Source organism: Phreatobacter sp. (assembly GCF_027532945.1).
In the GTDB taxonomy this organism is placed as follows: Bacteria; Pseudomonadota; Alphaproteobacteria; order Rhizobiales; family Phreatobacteraceae; genus Phreatobacter.
Genome location: NZ_JAPZTZ010000022.1, coordinates 56,779 through 71,159, shown reverse-complemented (window position 1 = coordinate 71,159; position 14,381 = coordinate 56,779). Strand labels below are relative to the sequence as shown.

Annotated in this window: 18 protein-coding genes; 8 read left to right on the top strand and 10 right to left on the bottom strand. The window is 67.4% G+C overall.

The features are described from left to right. Nucleotides 1–504: a hypothetical protein gene (locus O9344_RS16365; RefSeq protein WP_298479683.1), complete on the bottom strand. Its 504-nt coding sequence runs from the start codon at nt 502–504 to the stop codon at nt 1–3. A 177-nt stretch (nt 505–681) separates the two neighbouring features. Here O9344_RS16365 and O9344_RS16360 point away from each other — a divergent pair, with 177 nt between their 5' ends. From O9344_RS16360 to O9344_RS16340, 5 genes are all read left to right on the top strand, one after another. Next, the gene (locus O9344_RS16360; RefSeq protein WP_298479680.1) at nt 682–1,302 is read left to right on the top strand and encodes a 50S ribosomal protein L25/general stress protein Ctc; all 621 of its coding nucleotides are present in this window, start codon (nt 682–684) and stop codon (nt 1,300–1,302) included. A 101-nt stretch (nt 1,303–1,403) separates the two neighbouring features. Further along, the gene (gene pth, locus O9344_RS16355; RefSeq protein WP_298479678.1) at nt 1,404–2,024 is read left to right on the top strand and encodes an aminoacyl-tRNA hydrolase; all 621 of its coding nucleotides are present in this window, start codon (nt 1,404–1,406) and stop codon (nt 2,022–2,024) included. 89 nt (nt 2,025–2,113) lie between these two features. After that, a complete protein-coding gene (gene ychF / locus O9344_RS16350; RefSeq protein WP_298479676.1) occupies nt 2,114–3,211 on the top strand; it encodes a redox-regulated ATPase YchF in 1,098 nt (365 codons plus the stop codon). Between the two features lie 504 nt (nt 3,212–3,715). Further along, nucleotides 3,716–4,186, top strand: a complete 471-nt coding sequence (locus tag O9344_RS16345; protein WP_298479674.1) for a MaoC family dehydratase — start codon at nt 3,716–3,718, stop codon at nt 4,184–4,186. A 2-nt stretch (nt 4,187–4,188) separates the two neighbouring features. Beyond that, the gene (locus O9344_RS16340; protein WP_363321947.1) at nt 4,189–4,650 is read left to right on the top strand and encodes a MaoC family dehydratase; all 462 of its coding nucleotides are present in this window, start codon (nt 4,189–4,191) and stop codon (nt 4,648–4,650) included. A 4-nt stretch (nt 4,651–4,654) separates the two neighbouring features. Here O9344_RS16340 and O9344_RS16335 read toward each other — a convergent pair whose 3' ends face one another. Next, complete coding sequence (locus O9344_RS16335) at nt 4,655–5,059, bottom strand: DUF305 domain-containing protein (RefSeq protein ID WP_298479672.1); 405 nt, start codon at nt 5,057–5,059, stop codon at nt 4,655–4,657. Between the two features lie 156 nt (nt 5,060–5,215). Here O9344_RS16335 and O9344_RS16330 point away from each other — a divergent pair, with 156 nt between their 5' ends. After that, complete coding sequence (locus tag O9344_RS16330; RefSeq protein ID WP_298479669.1) at nt 5,216–5,635, top strand: hypothetical protein; 420 nt, start codon at nt 5,216–5,218, stop codon at nt 5,633–5,635. Between the two features lie 13 nt (nt 5,636–5,648). Here O9344_RS16330 and O9344_RS16325 read toward each other — a convergent pair whose 3' ends face one another. Further along, the gene (locus tag O9344_RS16325; protein ID WP_108178260.1) at nt 5,649–6,188 is read right to left on the bottom strand and encodes an adenine phosphoribosyltransferase; all 540 of its coding nucleotides are present in this window, start codon (nt 6,186–6,188) and stop codon (nt 5,649–5,651) included. A 157-nt stretch (nt 6,189–6,345) separates the two neighbouring features. Between O9344_RS16325 and O9344_RS16320 the strand changes: the two genes are divergently transcribed. Then, a complete protein-coding gene (locus O9344_RS16320) occupies nt 6,346–6,579 on the top strand; it encodes a hypothetical protein (RefSeq protein WP_298479663.1) in 234 nt (77 codons plus the stop codon). Nucleotides 6,580–6,583: 4 nt separating this feature from the next. Here O9344_RS16320 and O9344_RS16315 read toward each other — a convergent pair whose 3' ends face one another. From O9344_RS16315 to petA, 4 genes are all read right to left on the bottom strand, one after another. Beyond that, nucleotides 6,584–7,459, bottom strand: a complete 876-nt coding sequence (locus O9344_RS16315) for an S-methyl-5'-thioadenosine phosphorylase (RefSeq protein ID WP_298479661.1) — start codon at nt 7,457–7,459, stop codon at nt 6,584–6,586. Nucleotides 7,460–7,531: 72 nt separating this feature from the next. Then, entirely contained in the window at nt 7,532–8,371 is an 840-nt protein-coding gene (locus tag O9344_RS16310; protein ID WP_298479659.1) for a cytochrome c1, read from the bottom strand. A gap of 22 nt (nt 8,372–8,393) precedes the next feature. Continuing rightward, nucleotides 8,394–9,707 (bottom strand): cytochrome b/b6, encoded by a 1,314-nt coding sequence (locus O9344_RS16305; RefSeq protein WP_298479657.1) that lies wholly within the window; start codon nt 9,705–9,707, stop codon nt 8,394–8,396. 27 nt (nt 9,708–9,734) lie between these two features. Then, nucleotides 9,735–10,280, bottom strand: coding sequence for a ubiquinol-cytochrome c reductase iron-sulfur subunit (gene petA / locus O9344_RS16300; protein WP_298479655.1), 546 nt, complete (start codon nt 10,278–10,280; stop codon nt 9,735–9,737). A gap of 311 nt (nt 10,281–10,591) precedes the next feature. On the opposite strand from petA, the gene O9344_RS16295 reads away from it, so the two are divergent. After that, on the top strand, nt 10,592–11,065 hold the full coding sequence (locus O9344_RS16295; protein WP_298479653.1) for a tRNA (cytidine(34)-2'-O)-methyltransferase: 474 nt from the start codon (nt 10,592–10,594) through the stop codon (nt 11,063–11,065). 129 nt (nt 11,066–11,194) lie between these two features. On the opposite strand, the gene O9344_RS16290 is transcribed toward O9344_RS16295, so the two are convergent. The 3 genes from O9344_RS16290 to O9344_RS16280 all read right to left on the bottom strand — a co-directional run bounded on the left by O9344_RS16290 (nt 11,195) and on the right by O9344_RS16280 (nt 14,006). Further along, complete coding sequence (locus tag O9344_RS16290; RefSeq protein ID WP_298479650.1) at nt 11,195–11,863, bottom strand: outer membrane protein; 669 nt, start codon at nt 11,861–11,863, stop codon at nt 11,195–11,197. Nucleotides 11,864–12,116: 253 nt separating this feature from the next. Beyond that, nucleotides 12,117–12,851 carry an outer membrane protein gene (locus O9344_RS16285; protein ID WP_298479647.1) on the bottom strand — a complete coding sequence of 245 codons (735 nt, stop codon included), beginning with the start codon at nt 12,849–12,851 and terminating at the stop codon, nt 12,117–12,119. Nucleotides 12,852–13,217: 366 nt separating this feature from the next. Beyond that, nucleotides 13,218–14,006 (bottom strand): outer membrane beta-barrel protein, encoded by a 789-nt coding sequence (locus O9344_RS16280; RefSeq protein ID WP_298479645.1) that lies wholly within the window; start codon nt 14,004–14,006, stop codon nt 13,218–13,220. Between the last annotated feature and the right edge of the window lie 375 nt (nt 14,007–14,381).

The following is a 14,381-nucleotide window of genomic DNA, read 5'->3' as shown; positions in this document are numbered from 1 at the left end:
CTAGCTGGCGGAGCAGGCTGCCGCCGCCGCGGGCCGCAGCAGGAAGACGCGGTCGTCGCCGCGCGCGAGGTCGGGGCTCGACTCGGTCTCGCCCTCGACCTCCAGCCGCGCGATGGTCATCCGCAGCCCCTGCCCGGCCGGCGCAAGCCGGAACGATCCGGTGTCGCCCTCGCCGGCACAGGCCGCACCGTCGCCTGCGGGCGTGCAGATGGCGAGGGTCGAGAAGGTCTCGGTGCCGCTTCGCAGGCGGAAGCCGACACGGACGGTGAAGCGCCGCGGGCCGTTCTCCGCCGCGACCTCCACCCGCTCGCGGACCACATGCATCGCCACGACGCGCTGGCCCGGGTTGCGGTTGAGATGCTCCCGGTCATAGGTCCGCCCGAAACAGGGATCGCCCGTCCCGCCTGCGCCGCTCAGCCTATCGAACAGGCTCTGCGCCGCGACGGGGCCGGAGGCAAGCGTGCCGGCAAGGCCAGCGAGGGTGACGACGGCTGCGATGCGCATGCGGATAGCCTCTCGTGACAGAAGGACAGACTAGGCCCCGCTGCTGTTTCCGCCAAACGCCGCCGCAGCACCGCAAGCCTTGCTCCGGCGGGCGCTTTCCGCTATGGAGCCGCGTCCCGTGGCATCTCCGCACCCCTGGAGGCTCCCGCCACGGGTCTTTCTTTTGGAGAACAGACCATGGCTGCCAACGCAATGTTGTCGGCGACGGTCCGCGCGAAGGGCGGCAAGGGGGCCGCACGCGCAGAACGTCGTCAGGGCCGCGTGCCCGGTGTGATCTACGGGGACAAGAAGCCCCCGGTGCTGATCGCGATCGACTACAAGACCCTTCACCAGCGCATCTATGCCGGTCACTTCCTCTCGACGGTGTTCGAGCTCGAGGTCGACGGCCAGAAGCATCGCGTCATTCCGCGCGACTACCAGCTCGATCCGGTCAAGGACACCCCGCTCCATGTGGACTTCCTGCGCCTCGGCGCCGGTGCCGAGATCAGCGTCGAGATCCCGATCCACGTGAAGGGCTCCGAGGCCTCGCCGGGCATCAAGGCCGGCGGCACGGTCAACCTCGTCCTGCACGCGCTCACCCTGCTCTGCAACGCCGACAACCTGCCCGATGGCGTGGACGTCGACATCTCGGCCCTCGGCGTCGGTGACAGCGTCCATATCCAGGACGTGAAGCTTCCGGCCGGCACGCGTTTCGCCTCCAAGGAGAACGTCACGCTGCTGTCGATCGTCGCCCCGACCGTGTCCGCGGCCGAGCCGGCCGCTGCGGCTCCCGCTGCCGCGCCCGCCGCCAAGAAGTGATCCGGCGGGGCCTTGGCCCCACCGTGACCGGCATCGGGGCGCCCTCTCGCAGGGCGCCCCTTGTCATTTGAGACGCGAACACGCGCGAGAGACCCTGGCCCATGATCCTGATGGCGGGCCTCGGCAATCCCGGGGCGAAATACCAGAACAACCGGCACAATATCGGCTTCATGGCGATCGAGGCGATCCATCGCCGCCATCGCTTTAGCCCCTGGCGCCAGCGCTTCCAGGGCCTCACCGCGGAAGGCACCATCGGCACCCAGAAGGTGCTGCTGCTCGTGCCCGGCACCTATATGAACGAGAGCGGCCGGGCCGTCGGCGAGGCCATGCGCTTCTTCAAGATCGCTCTCGGCGAGGTCATCGTCTTCCACGACGAGCTCGACCTGCCACCGGCCAAGCTCAGGGTGAAGACCGGCGGCGGCAATGCCGGCCATAACGGCCTGCGCTCTATCACCGCCCAGTGCGGCAACGACTATCGCCGCGTGCGCATGGGCATCGGCCATCCCGGCGACAAGGCTCTGGTCCACGCCTATGTGCTGAACGACTTTGCCAAGGCCGAGACGCCCTGGGTCGAGGACCTTTGCGGGGCCTGCGCCGACCATGCCGAGCTCCTTGGCGCGGGCGATGATCCCGGCTTCCAGAACCGCATTCACCTCGCCATGGAGGGCCGCGGCTGGGGCGACGTGAAGCGCGTCGGCGAGAAGGACGCGCCGAAACCCTGACCCGCAAGCCCTGACGCCGCGCCCCCGCGGCCCTTGACACCCCCGCGCCTGCATTCGACAAGGCGCCGAACCACGAGATCGGACCTCCCATGGGCTTCAAATGCGGCATCGTCGGCCTGCCGAACGTCGGCAAGTCGACCCTCTTCAACGCCCTGACGCAGACGGCGGCGGCGCAGGCCGCCAATTACCCGTTCTGCACCATCGAGCCGAATGTCGGCGACGTGGCCGTGCCCGATCCGCGGCTCGACCAGCTCGCCGCCATCGGCAAGTCGCAGCAGATCATCCCGACCCGCATCACCTTCGTCGACATCGCCGGCATCGTCCGCGGCGCGTCCAAGGGTGAGGGCCTCGGCAACCAGTTCCTCGCCAACATCCGCGAGGTGGACGCCATCGTCCATGTCGTGCGCTGCTTCGAGGACGGCGACATCACCCATGTCGAGGGCAAGGTCGACCCCATCGCCGACATCGAGACGATCGAGACCGAGCTGATGCTCGCCGACCTCGAGAGCCTGGAGAAGCGCGTCATCAACCTCGAGAAGAAGGCCAAGGGCGGCGACAAGGAGTCGAAGGAGCTGGTCGACCTCATCAACCGCGCCCTCGTCCACCTGCGCGACGGCCGCCCGGCCCGCATGACCGAGGTGAAGGTGGAGGAGCAAAAGGCCTTCGAGATGCTGAACCTCCTGACCTCCAAGAAGGTGCTCTACGTCTGCAACGTCGAGGAGGCCTCCGCCGACAAGGGCAATGCCTTCTCCGAGAAGGTCTTCGCCCGCGCGAAGGAGGAAGGCGGCAAGGCCGTCGTCGTCTCCGCCAAGATCGAGAGCGAGATCGCGGTCATGCCGGCCGAGGACCAGAAGGACTTCCTCGAGGCCGTCGGCCTCACCGAGCCGGGCCTCAACCGCGTCATCCGCGCCGGCTACGACCTCCTCCACCTCGTGACCTATTTCACCGTCGGCCCGAAGGAGGCCCGCGCCTGGACCATCACCCAGGGCACCAAGGCCCCCGGCGCTGCCGGCGTCATCCACACCGACTTCGAGAAGGGCTTCATCCGCGCCGAGACGATCGCCTATGCCGATTACACGGCGCTGGGCGGCGAGGCCGGCGCGCGCGATGCCGGCAAGCTCCGGCTCGAGGGCAAGGAATATGTGGTGGCCGACGGCGACGTGCTGCACTTCCGCTTCGCCAACTGAGGCGGGGCGCAGGAAGCATCTGTCTCGACCGGCGGGAGGCATCGGCCATCCCGACGTGTCCTATGGGGCCATTGGACCTGCACACAGCCTCCCGAGGGTAAGTGGCCCTGCATTGCATCACGCAAGTGCGTCCTTCGAGGCTCGGCCAAGAGGCCTCGCACCTCAGGATGAGGCATGTGGTGACTGGCATCAGCGGTGAGTGGCGTCATCGCTTCGGTTCAGCCGCTGGCCGTGATCTGCAACGGCTCCGCAACGCTCCACCATCCTCATCCTGAGGTGCGAGCGACAGCGAGCCTCGAAGGACGCACTGCCGCGATGCAGCGCGCCTTTTTAGGATCGCACGCTTCCGCGTGATACCCGGCACAAGGCCGGGCATGGCGGTTGAGGCTCCTCGGGCACCCAGGACAGGTCCCCACCCTGCCGAAGGTCCAGCGGGACGAAGCCCTCCCTTTCCGGCATAAGGCGGAACAGCCACGTCGCCGGATACGAGGTTCGGAGGACAGTTTGACCGCCACACGCCCCTACCCCGCCTTCGAGGATTTCGTCCCCGGCGAAATCACCACCTTCGGCGCCTATGCGGTGACGAAGGACGAGGTGATCGATTTCGCCAGCCAGTTCGACCCGCAGCCCTTCCACCTCGACGAGGAGGCCGGCCGCGCCTCCATGCTCGGCGGCCTCGCCGCCTCCGGCTGGCATTCCTGCGCCATCCTGATGCGCCTGATGTTCGATCACTTCATGGACGGCTCGACCTCCATCGGCTCGCCCGGCATCGACGAGGTGCGCTGGCTGAAGCCGGTGTTCCCCGGCGATGTGCTGTCGGTGCGCCGCGAGGTGCTGGAGGCGCGGCCCTCCGCCTCGAAGCCCGACCGCGGCGTCGTGCGCTTCCGCTTTCAGCTGATGAACCAGAAGGGCGAGGTGGTGATGGAGCAGACCAATCCCATCTTCTTCGCCCGCCGCCATCCAGCCGGGGCCTGACCATGTACGACGACATTGTCCTGGGGCAGCGCGAGCGGCTTGGCGCCTATACTTTCACCGCCGAGGCAATCATCGCCTTCGCGCGCAACTACGACCCGCAGCCCTTCCACCTCTCGGAGGAGGGTGGCAAGGCGACGCATTTCGGCGGGCTCGTCGCCTCGGGCTGGCATACCGGCAGCCTGTGGATGCGGATGCGGGTGGAGCATTCCCAGCGCATCGCCGCGGAGCGCGCGGCCAAGGGCCTGCCGCCGCAGTGGAACGGCCCTTCCGGCGGATTCACGAACCTGAAATGGCCGCGACCCGTCAGGGCCGGCGACACCGTCACCTACTACACCGAATATGTGTCGAAGCGGCCGCTCGCCTCGCGGCCCGGCTGGGGCATCGTCTTCTCGCTCAACACCGGCGAAAACCAGCACGGCGAGCAGGTCTTCGCCTTCGACGGCTCGGTCTTCGTGCCGCTCTGACGGCTCACCGGCCGCGGCGGGCAAGCCAGCCGCGCATCTCGCCGATCTCGCGCTCCTGCTCGCGGATGACATCCTCCGCCCATTTGCGCACCTGCGGATCGGTGCCGTGGGCAAGGACGACCTTCGCCATGTCGATGGCGCCCTGGTGGTGCGGGATCATGCCCCTGACAAAATCGACGTCGGCATCACCTGTGAAGGCGATGTCCATGTCGCGGTGCATGCGGGCATTGGCGGCGCGGTAGCCCGTTGTCGCGGCACTGGCGGCGGCCGGCGCGGGCGAACGCGCACCGTGCGAGCCATGACCATGGGTCTGGGCGAGAAGCGGCAGGCCGCCACCGGTGAGGGCCGTGGCAGCGGCGAGGCCGGCGGCGAAGGCGAGGACGAGGGCAGGGATCGCGGTGCGGCGCATGAGAGGCTCCTTGACGATGTCAGGCCAGGGGGATGCACCTTCCCATTGTGGGAAGGTCAAGACGTCGTTGCGAAGGACAGGGCGTCGCTTCGCGGCATCATGCGGAAAGCCGCCGATGCGACAGGAGACCGTGCGAGGGACACCCGGGAGAACAGGATGAGCGCCATTCTCGCGCTGATGATGGCAGGCCAGATCGTTTCCACGACGCCAGCCGCATCCGGACCGCAGATCACGCCGGTGCAATATGTCGAGGATCGCCGCGGCAATCTCCGTGGCGAGGGCCGGCGCTTCGGCCGGGGCTTCGATGTGGAGCGGTCGCGCCGCTCCGGCACCACGACCTTCCGCGGTACCGGCGGCAATTTCGGCGGTGGCTACGAGCAGCGCGGCAACCGCATCACCGGCACCGGCAGCCGGTTCGGCTCGGGCTATGAGGTTCAGCGCAACCGCATCACCGGCACCGGGTCGAGTTTCGGCGCAGGCTGGGAACGCCGACCGAACGGCAGCTGGTACGGAACAGGCCGCAATTTCGGCCGTAACTGCCCCACCGGCAGCCGCCCGCCGGTCGGCTGCAGCTGAAAGCCCACTCCGGCTAGTGCCCGTCGAAGGCCATCAGCGCCCGCACCGGCAGGCCCATGGCGCGCAGGCGCGCAGCGCCGCCAAGCTCCGGCAGGTCGATGATGAAGCAGGCCGCCACCACGTCGGCGCCGATCTGGCGCAGGAGCTTCACCGCGCCCTCGGCCGTGCCGCCGGTGGCGATCAGGTCGTCGACCAGGATGACCTTCTCGCCGGGCCGGATCGCATCGACATGGATCTCCATCTCGTCGGTTCCATATTCCAGCGCATAGGCCATGCGAACCGTCTGGTGCGGCAGCTTGCCCTTCTTGCGGATCGGCACGAAGCCGGCCGAGAGCTGGTGCGCCACCGCCCCGCCGAGGATGAAGCCGCGCGCCTCGATGCCGGCGACCTTGTCGATCTTCGCGCCGGCATAGGGGTGGACGAGCTGGTCCACGGCGCGGCGGAAGGCCCGCGCATCCCCGAGCAACGTGGTGATGTCGCGGAACATGATGCCGGGCTTGGGATAGTCCGGGATGGTCCTGATCGCCTGCCGCAGATCCCCGTCGTCCGTCATCCGCTCATGCCCCCGTGCCGGCGCGCCGGCGCGCCGGCAAAACCTTACCGCGAATTCACTGGCGCATTGGCGGCGCCCCGTCCAACTCTAGCCGGGGAGCGACACAGAGAAAACGGGACCCGTCCGGCAGGACGCGCCCCTCCACCCGGAGAGACCCATGACCATGCCCGCACAGCCGGCCCCGACCACCTGGCAGCCGACCCCGGTCACCTTGACCGCGCTCGACGTACCCTTCCTCAGGCTCGTCGCCTTCTTCTTCAAGGCAGCCCTCGCCGCCATCCCCGCCATCATCGCGGTGGCGATCGTCGTGCGGGTCATCGGCGGCCTGCTGTTCTGGGGCGTCGCCACCTGGCGCTATGGCTATATGGGCATGGGCCCCTTCGGCCTCTGACGCCTCAGCGGCCGAGCACCCGGCCGGCCACCGCATCGAGCTTCGCCACGAGCGCGGGGTCGCGATGCTCCTTCGCCGTGATGATGGCGTGCTCCAGGGCCCGGTCCGAATGGATCGGGCAGGGCTCGTGCTCCGCCGGGAAATCGCGGGCGAGGCGTGCCACCAGCCGGCGCGCCTTGTCGGCATTGGCGTGGAGGTGATGGACGACGAGCGAGACGTCCACCGGCCCGACCTCCTCGTGCCAGGCGTCGTAGTCCGTGACCATGCCGACGAAGGCGAAGGAGATCTCTGCTTCGCGGGCGAGCTTGGCCTCGGGCATCGACGTCATGCCGATGAGGTCCCAGCCCTGCCCCTTGTGGAACAGGCTCTCGGCCAGCGTCGAGAAGGCCGGTCCCTCCATGCACACGGCCGTGCCGCCGACCTGGTGGGCGATGCCCTCCGCCTCGGCGGCCGACGCCACGCGCTTCTGCAGCAGCGGCGCCACCGGATGGGAGAAGGCGACATGGGCGACGCAGCCCCGGCCGAAGAAGCTGGAGGTGCGCAGATAGGTCCGGTCGACGAACTGGTCGGCGAGGACGAAATGGCCCGGAGGCAACTCGCCCTTGAACGAGCCGACGGCGGAGAGCGAGACGAGGTCGGTGACCCCTGCCCGCTTCAGCACGTCGATATTGGCGCGGTAGTTGATATCGGAGGGGCTGAGGCGATGGCCCCGGCCGTGCCGCGGCAGGAAGACGATCTCGGTGCCGCCGATGCGGCCACGCCGCAGGACGTCGGACGGCTCGCCCCAGGGCGAGGCGATGGCGACCTCCTCAAGCCCTTCGAGGCCCGGCAGGTCGTAGATGCCCGACCCGCCCATGATTCCCAGAACCGCCTTGGCCATGCGCCTGTCCCCTGAAGCCCCACGAAAAAGGGCCGCTCGCGCGGCCCTTCGTCAAGTCCGTGTCGACACGTCTCAGGCGTGGCCCTCGACGTCCTTCCACACCTTCTTCTTGGTGAAATAGACGAGACCGCCGAGCACCAGAAGGAACAGGATCACCTGGAAGCCGATGCGCTTGCGCTGCTCCATGTGCGGTTCCGCCGTCCACATCAGGAAGGCGGTGACGTCGGCGGCATACTGCTTCGCCGTCTGCGGCGAGCCGTCCGAATAGGTCACCTGGCCGTCCTGCAGCACGTTCGGCATGGCGACCGCGTTGCCCGGGTAATACTTGTTGTAGTGGGTGCCCGGGGGCACCTCGTGGCCGTCCTCGTAGCCGGTGAGGAAGGCCTTCACATAATCGGCGCCCGTCTCCTGATAGAGGGTGACGATGTCGAAGAGGAAGCGCGGGAAGCCGCGCTCGTAGGTGCGCGCCTTCGGCATCAGCGACAGGTCCGGCGGCGCCTTGCCGCCACTGGCGGCCTCGGCGGCCTTCTTGTTCGGGAAGGGACCGGGAATGCGATCGGCGAGGCGCGGCGTGCGCTCGGCCGGCTGGCCGTCGTCACCGATCTCGCGGACCTTGTGGATCCAGTCCGCCGCGATCTGCGCCGCCTGGGCGGTGCTGAAGCCGGGGCCGCCCGGCTGGGCGAGGTTGCGGAACGACACCAGCTCGAGGCCGTGGCAGGCCGCACAGACCTCTTTGTAGACCTGGAAGCCACGCTGCAGCTGCGCCCGGTCGAAGGTGCCGAAGACGCCGGCCCACGACCAGTTGAAGCGCGGCGGTTCGACCTGCCCGGCGGCCGAAGCCGGCGAGAGGCTGGCGGCGAGGGCGAGGCCGGCAAGGCCGGCCGCCGCCATGCGGAGAGAGAAACGCGTCATCTCATGAAGTCCTTCGGTTCTCTCAACCCTTGGTCTGCGGCGCGGCGGCGGCGCCGGCCGTGACGGGAGCGGCACCCCGGTTCTTGCCCAGCACAGCATCGGCGATGGAGGCCGGGAGCTGGCGCGGGGTCTCGAACAGGCCGAGCAGCGGCAGCACCACCAGGAAATACGCGAAGTACAGGCCGGTGAAGATGAGCGACAGCACGGTGTAGGGATATTCGGCCGGCTTGGAGCCGAGCCAGCCCAGCATCACGCAGACCACGACGAAGGCCCAGAAGAACTGCTTGTGCAGCGGGCGATAGGCCGAGGACTTCACCTTCGAGGTGTCGAGCCAGGGCAGGAAGGCCAGCACCGCGATGGCCGCGAACATGGCAAGCACGCCGCCGAGCTTCGAGGGGATGGTGAAGATGATCAGGTTGATGTCGAACGTGATGGCACGCAGGATCGCGTAGAAGGGCAGGAAGTACCACTCCGGCACGATATGCGGCGGCGTCACCAGCGGGTCGGCCGGCACGTAGTTCACCGCATGGCCGAGATAGTTCGGCTGGAAGAAGGCGAACCACATGAAGAAGACGAGGAAGAACACGAGGCCGACCGCGTCCTTGATCGTCGCATAGGGCGTGAAGGGCACGGTGTCCTTCTTCACGTCCTTCACCTCGACACCAGTCGGATTGTTCTGGCCGGTGACGTGCAGCGCCCAGACGTGCAGCACGACGACGCCGGCGATCATGAACGGCAGCAGGTAGTGCAGCGAGAAGAAGCGGTTCAGCGTCGGCTGATCAACCGAATAGCCGCCCCACAGGAACTCGACGATGGTCGGGCCGACCAGCGGGATGGCCGAGAACAGATTGGTGATGACGACGGCGCCCCACAGGGACATCTGGCCCCAGGGCAGCACGTAGCCGAGGAAGGCGGTGGCCATCATCAAGAGGTAGATGATGACGCCGAGGATCCACAGCACCTCGCGGGGAGCCTTGTAGGACCCGTAATAGAGGCCGCGGAAGATGTGGATGTAGACGGCGATGAAGAACATCGACGCGCCGTTCGAGTGCAGATAGCGGATCATCCAACCGTAGTTGACGTCACGCATGATCTTCTCGACCGAGTTGAAGGCGAGGTCGACATGGGCGGTGTAGTGCATCGCCAGCACGACGCCGGTGATGATCTGCGACACCAGCATGAACGAGAGGATGGCGCCGAAGGTGTAGAAATAGTTCAGGTTCTTCGGAACCGGATAGGCGATGAAGCTGTCATAGACGAGGCGCGGCACCGGCAGACGGGAATCCATCCACTTTCCGATGCCCGACGTCGGGGTGTAGTGCGAGTGACCCTGCATGGTCGTGAATACCTCTGGATCGGAGCGTCAGGCGGTGGTCGGCGCGCCGGTGATGCGGATGCGCGTTTCGCTGACGAAGGTGTACTGCGGGATGGGCAGGTTGGTCGGCGCCGGGCCCTTGCGAATGCGGCCCGACGTGTCGAAATGCGAGCCGTGGCACGGGCAGAACCAGCCGCCGTAGTCGCCCTGGTTGCCGAGCGGCACGCAGCCGAGATGGGTGCAGTTGGCCGCGGTGATGAGCCACTTGGCGTGGCCCTCCTTGACGCGGACAGCGTCCGGCTGCGGGTCGCGCAGGGTCTTCACATCGACATCCTGGGCCGACTTGATCTCGGCCTCGGTGCGGTTGCGCACGAAGTAGGGCTTGCCGCGCCACAGGATCTTCACCTGGCCGCCAGCCGGGATGGAAGCGAGATCGATCTCGACCGGGGCGCCGGCCGCAATGGTGCCGGCATCGGGAGCCAGCTGGCTGATGAAGGGCCAGATCGCCGCAGCGCCGCCGACGGCAGCAGCCGCCCCCGTCGCCAGGAACAGGAAATCACGGCGATCGCCCTCGGCATGTTGAACGCTTGCCACTTCTTGTCGTCCTTTCGCTCGTCGGTCCGACAACCGGGACCCAATCGCGCCGACCAGGCGAGGGGCACCTCCGCGGGAGACCGGGCCGGCATGGGGCAGCCGGAAGGCGGCGCCGCCACACCGAATGACCCTTCACGGGCCATGGGAATCCGCGCGGGAACCTTGATCGGCGACGCTTATTCGCACCGTTATAAGGTGATGTCCAGTGCGGCCTTGAGAACACCGTATTGCACTGTACCGGACCTTCGTCGGAGGCATGAACCGATGTGCCGCCCATTTCGTGTTTTCTGACTGTTCTGAATGAACCGGTGATGATGCGCCTCGCCCTCTTCCAGCCTGACATCGCCCAGAACACCGGCACGATCCTGCGCATGGCCGCCTGTCTCGGCATCGCCGTTGACATCGTCGAGCCCGCCGGATTCCCCGTTTCCGACAGGGCCTTCCGCCGTTCGGGCATGGATTATCTCGACCACGTGGACTGGCGGCGGCACGACGATTGGGCCGCCTTCGAGGCCTGCCGGCGGGCGGAAGGCCGTCGTCTCGTGCTCACCACCACCCGCGGCAGCATCCCGCATGTGGATTTCGCCTTCCAGCCCGGCGATGTCGTCATGGCCGGCCGTGAATCGGCAGGTGTGCCGGAGGAGGTCCATGCCGCCGCGGATGCGCGAATCCTCATTCCGCTGCGGCCCGGCCTGCGATCGCTCAATGTGGCCATGGCCAGCGCCATCATCGCCGGCGAAGCTTTGCGACAACTCGGCGGCTTTCCGCCGCAGCGCGACAGCTGATCGCATCCGCATGGCATCCCGTCCCACGAGGGACGGGCTGGTCGCAGGCGGCCTGCCCGTCCCCCCAAACGCAAACGGGCCGCCCGAAGGCGGCCCGCTCGGTCATCCGACGCTGGAAGCGTCAGGAGATCAGTAGCGTGCGACGACAGCCGAGGGGCCGGTCGAGAACAGGTAGTTCACGCCGATCTTCACGGTGTGGACGTCCGAACGCAGGGTCGGGAAGTTCACGGTCGCAGCGCGCGTGCCGAAGTTGTAGTAGCCGTACTCGATCTTCGCGGTCCAGTTCGGCGTGAAGGCGTACTCGACGCCGGCGCCGAGGGTGTAACCAGCGCGGGTGTACTTCTCCAGCGGGCCGAGGTTCGCGGCAAGGGCGGCACCCTGGACGGCAAGACCACCCGTCACATAGAGCAGCGCGCGGTCAACGGCGAAGCCGGCGCGGGCACGCAGCGAGCCGAGCATGTTCGTGCTGTGCGACACAGCCGGGGCGGCTGCGAGACGGCCGGTAGCGGCGGCAAAGGCGAGATCAGCCTCAACGCCGAGGACGAACTGGTTGATCTGGTAGTTGTAGCCGAGCGTGCCACCGATCAGAGGGCCGTTGGCGCTGCCGGGCGTGCCACCGAAGTTGAAGTTGGACCAGCCGTAGCCAGCGAAGGCGCCGACATAGAAGCCGGTCCAGGAGAAGGCCGGGGCCATGACGGCGGCGGCGACAGGGGCGCGGCGCGAGCCGAGATCGGCGGCCTGGGCGCCGGCGGCGAAGGCGACGATCGCGGTGGTGGCGAGGAGGAGCTTCTTCATCATGTCATCCACTTCAAGTCTGGGGCACGGCTTGGACAGCCGGTACCGTCGCTTTTCCGAAAGCACGACTCGCCAAAACCATGCAAGCCGCGAAAGGCCGCTGCAGCGCAGATTGACCTTACGGCACCCGCATTGCTGCACCGCCTGCGGCATGAATGTCACGATCTGGCCGGGAGGGCGGTGGCGCAGATCCCGAAACGCAAACGGGCCGCCCGAAGGCAGCCCGTTCGTCTCTCCGACGCGGGAAGCGTCTGGATCAGTAGCGCGCGACGACGGCCGAGGGGCCGGTCGAGAAGAGATAGTTCACGCCGAGCTTGAAGGTATGGAGGTCGGAGCGGATGCGCGTGGCGCTGATCTGATCGAGCGCGCCGACGCCAGCGGCCTGCGTGGACGAACCGAAGGTGTGGTAGAGATACTCCGCCTTGACGGTCCAGTTCTGGGCCACCGCATATTCGACACCAGCACCCACGGCCAGGCCGACGCGCGTCACGTTGTAGCTGCCCCACAGGGCACCCGTGGCGGCGACACTCGTGCGATGGCGGAACTGGTCGATCGCCAGGCCGCCCGTCACGTAGAGAAGAGCCCGGTCCATGGCGAAACCGGCACGGGCACGGATGGTGCTGAGGAAGTCAACGCGCGTCCCGCAGGTGAAGGCCGGGTTGGGACAGAAGCGGGTGTTGCTGACGCCGCCAAGACCGATATCCGCCTCGAGGCCGAGAACCGCCTGGTTGATCTGCCAGTTGTAGCCGAGCTGGACGCCGCCAAACACGCCGGCCGGACGGGTGTTGCGCTCGGTGCCGGGCGGCGTGAAACGCCAGGACGACGTGCCCGTGGCGTAGCCGACATGGGCGCCGACATAGAACCCGGTCCAGTTGAAGGCCGGGGCCAGGACCGCGGCGGCGACGGGCGAGCGCGGCACGCCGAGATCGGCAGCCTGGGCGCTGGCGGCGAAGGCGACGAGCGCCGAGGTGGCGAGGAGAAACGTCTTCATGGGTGCATCCTGCGATGACTGCGGCACCGGCCCGACCGGCAGGAATGCCCGACTCGACCCTGCCTCGCCGAAGCCCGACATGCAATGCGTTACCACAGGCCCAACCCGGAATTCCTCTGCGGGAGACATCTTTCGAACCGTGATGTTGCGCACCGACAACAGGCCGTGATCCCTCCCGCCCAAGAATGATGCGGTTGATGCGCAGCGTCGCCTCGGGAAGCCGGCGCAATGCCCCCTGCAGCGACGCCCCCCCGCGACCAACGCATGCTCGCCACCACGACGCCCCCGACGGCGGCGTCCCTCCGAAACGCAAACGGGCCGCCCGAAGGCAGCCCGTTCGTCCCTCCGACGCTGAAAGCGTCTGGATCAGTAGCGCGCGACGACCGCAGAGGGGCCGGTCGAGAACAGGTAGCTCACGCCGACGCGGACCGAATGTTCGTGGTTGCGGTGACGGAAGAAGTCTCCGTCGAGGTTCGTTGAGGTGAACGAGCCGTAGTCCTTGTACATGTATTCAAGACGCCCGACCCAGTTGCGCGTGAAAGCGTACTCGATGCCGGCGCCGACGCCCCAGCCCAATCGGGTGCGCGTAACCCGCGTGGTGTCGCCAAGGTCGAAATCGATGGGCGGCGGGTCGGCCAGAAGGTCCGTCGCCGTGTTGCGGACCGTCCCGACGGCGAGACCAGCCTTCACGTAGAGAAGCGCCCGGTCGACCGCGAAACCGAGTCGGGGGCCGATGAAGCCGTAAAAGCCGAAACGCGTGTCACCATAGTCGTCTGTGGACACTCCAGGAATCGCGCCCGCACGGCGGCCACTCACGCCGCTGAACCCGAGCTCGCCCTCAATGCCGACGACAAGCGAGCCCGTCTGCCAGTTGTAGCCGGCATGGACGCCTCCGAGAACGCCGCGCGTGTTGTAGGTGAAGGGCGTCGTATCAGGGCCGTTGTCGAAAGCGCCGCCAGCGCCGAGCGGCGTGTTGGCATGGTGACCGCGCCCAAAACCATAGCCGAGGTGGCCGCCAAGGTAGAACCCGGTCCAGTTGAAGGCCGGCGCGACGACCGCGGCCGCGACGGGCGAACGCGGCACGCCAAGATCGGCGGCCTGGGCACCGGCGGCGAAGGCGACAAGCGCCGTGGTGGCGAGGAGAAGCCTCTTCATGGGGTGCGTCCTGCAATGACTGTGAAGCCGGCCGACCGGCAGGAATGCTTCACGCGACCATGCCTTCCTTAGGCCCGACGCACAACGGATTCCCACATGCTGACCCAGGGATTCCGACGAGGAATGCATTTTTCGTAACGTTATGTTGCATGCCGACAACACGGAATGGTCGATCCTGCCGGTGCGCCATGAAGTTGACGTGGCACGTCACCTTGGTGGGCCGGTACAATTGCAAAGCTTTCGAAGCGTTCCGCCATCGTTCAATGCTCGCCGCCACAACGAATCGCTAGCGGCGTCGTATGCGCCCCGAAACGCAAACGGGCCGGTCGAGATGAGCCAGCACACGCCGAGGCGGATGGCCTAGCGACGAACCTT

What these genes read in the sequence shown, in the direction of transcription:
- O9344_RS16365 (WP_298479683.1), bottom strand. Translation starts at nt 504, where the DNA reads ATGCGCATCGCAGCCGTCGTCACCCTCGCTGGCCTTGCCGGCACGCTT.
- O9344_RS16280 (WP_298479645.1), bottom strand. Translation starts at nt 14,006, where the DNA reads ATGAAGAGGCTTCTCCTCGCCACCACGGCGCTTGTCGCCTTCGCCGCC.
- pth (WP_298479678.1), top strand. Translation starts at nt 1,404, where the DNA reads ATGATCCTGATGGCGGGCCTCGGCAATCCCGGGGCGAAATACCAGAAC.
- O9344_RS16335 (WP_298479672.1), bottom strand. Translation starts at nt 5,059, where the DNA reads ATGCGCCGCACCGCGATCCCTGCCCTCGTCCTCGCCTTCGCCGCCGGC.
- O9344_RS16320 (WP_298479663.1), top strand. Translation starts at nt 6,346, where the DNA reads ATGACCATGCCCGCACAGCCGGCCCCGACCACCTGGCAGCCGACCCCG.
- O9344_RS16285 (WP_298479647.1), bottom strand. Translation starts at nt 12,851, where the DNA reads ATGAAGACGTTTCTCCTCGCCACCTCGGCGCTCGTCGCCTTCGCCGCC.
- O9344_RS16330 (WP_298479669.1), top strand. Translation starts at nt 5,216, where the DNA reads ATGAGCGCCATTCTCGCGCTGATGATGGCAGGCCAGATCGTTTCCACG.
- O9344_RS16360 (WP_298479680.1), top strand. Translation starts at nt 682, where the DNA reads ATGGCTGCCAACGCAATGTTGTCGGCGACGGTCCGCGCGAAGGGCGGC.
- O9344_RS16315 (WP_298479661.1), bottom strand. Translation starts at nt 7,459, where the DNA reads ATGGCCAAGGCGGTTCTGGGAATCATGGGCGGGTCGGGCATCTACGAC.
- O9344_RS16310 (WP_298479659.1), bottom strand. Translation starts at nt 8,371, where the DNA reads ATGACGCGTTTCTCTCTCCGCATGGCGGCGGCCGGCCTTGCCGGCCTC.
- ychF (WP_298479676.1), top strand. Translation starts at nt 2,114, where the DNA reads ATGGGCTTCAAATGCGGCATCGTCGGCCTGCCGAACGTCGGCAAGTCG.
- O9344_RS16325 (WP_108178260.1), bottom strand. Translation starts at nt 6,188, where the DNA reads ATGACGGACGACGGGGATCTGCGGCAGGCGATCAGGACCATCCCGGAC.
- O9344_RS16340 (WP_363321947.1), top strand. Translation starts at nt 4,189, where the DNA reads ATGTACGACGACATTGTCCTGGGGCAGCGCGAGCGGCTTGGCGCCTAT.
- O9344_RS16305 (WP_298479657.1), bottom strand. Translation starts at nt 9,707, where the DNA reads ATGCAGGGTCACTCGCACTACACCCCGACGTCGGGCATCGGAAAGTGG.
- O9344_RS16295 (WP_298479653.1), top strand. Translation starts at nt 10,592, where the DNA reads ATGATGCGCCTCGCCCTCTTCCAGCCTGACATCGCCCAGAACACCGGC.
- O9344_RS16290 (WP_298479650.1), bottom strand. Translation starts at nt 11,863, where the DNA reads ATGATGAAGAAGCTCCTCCTCGCCACCACCGCGATCGTCGCCTTCGCC.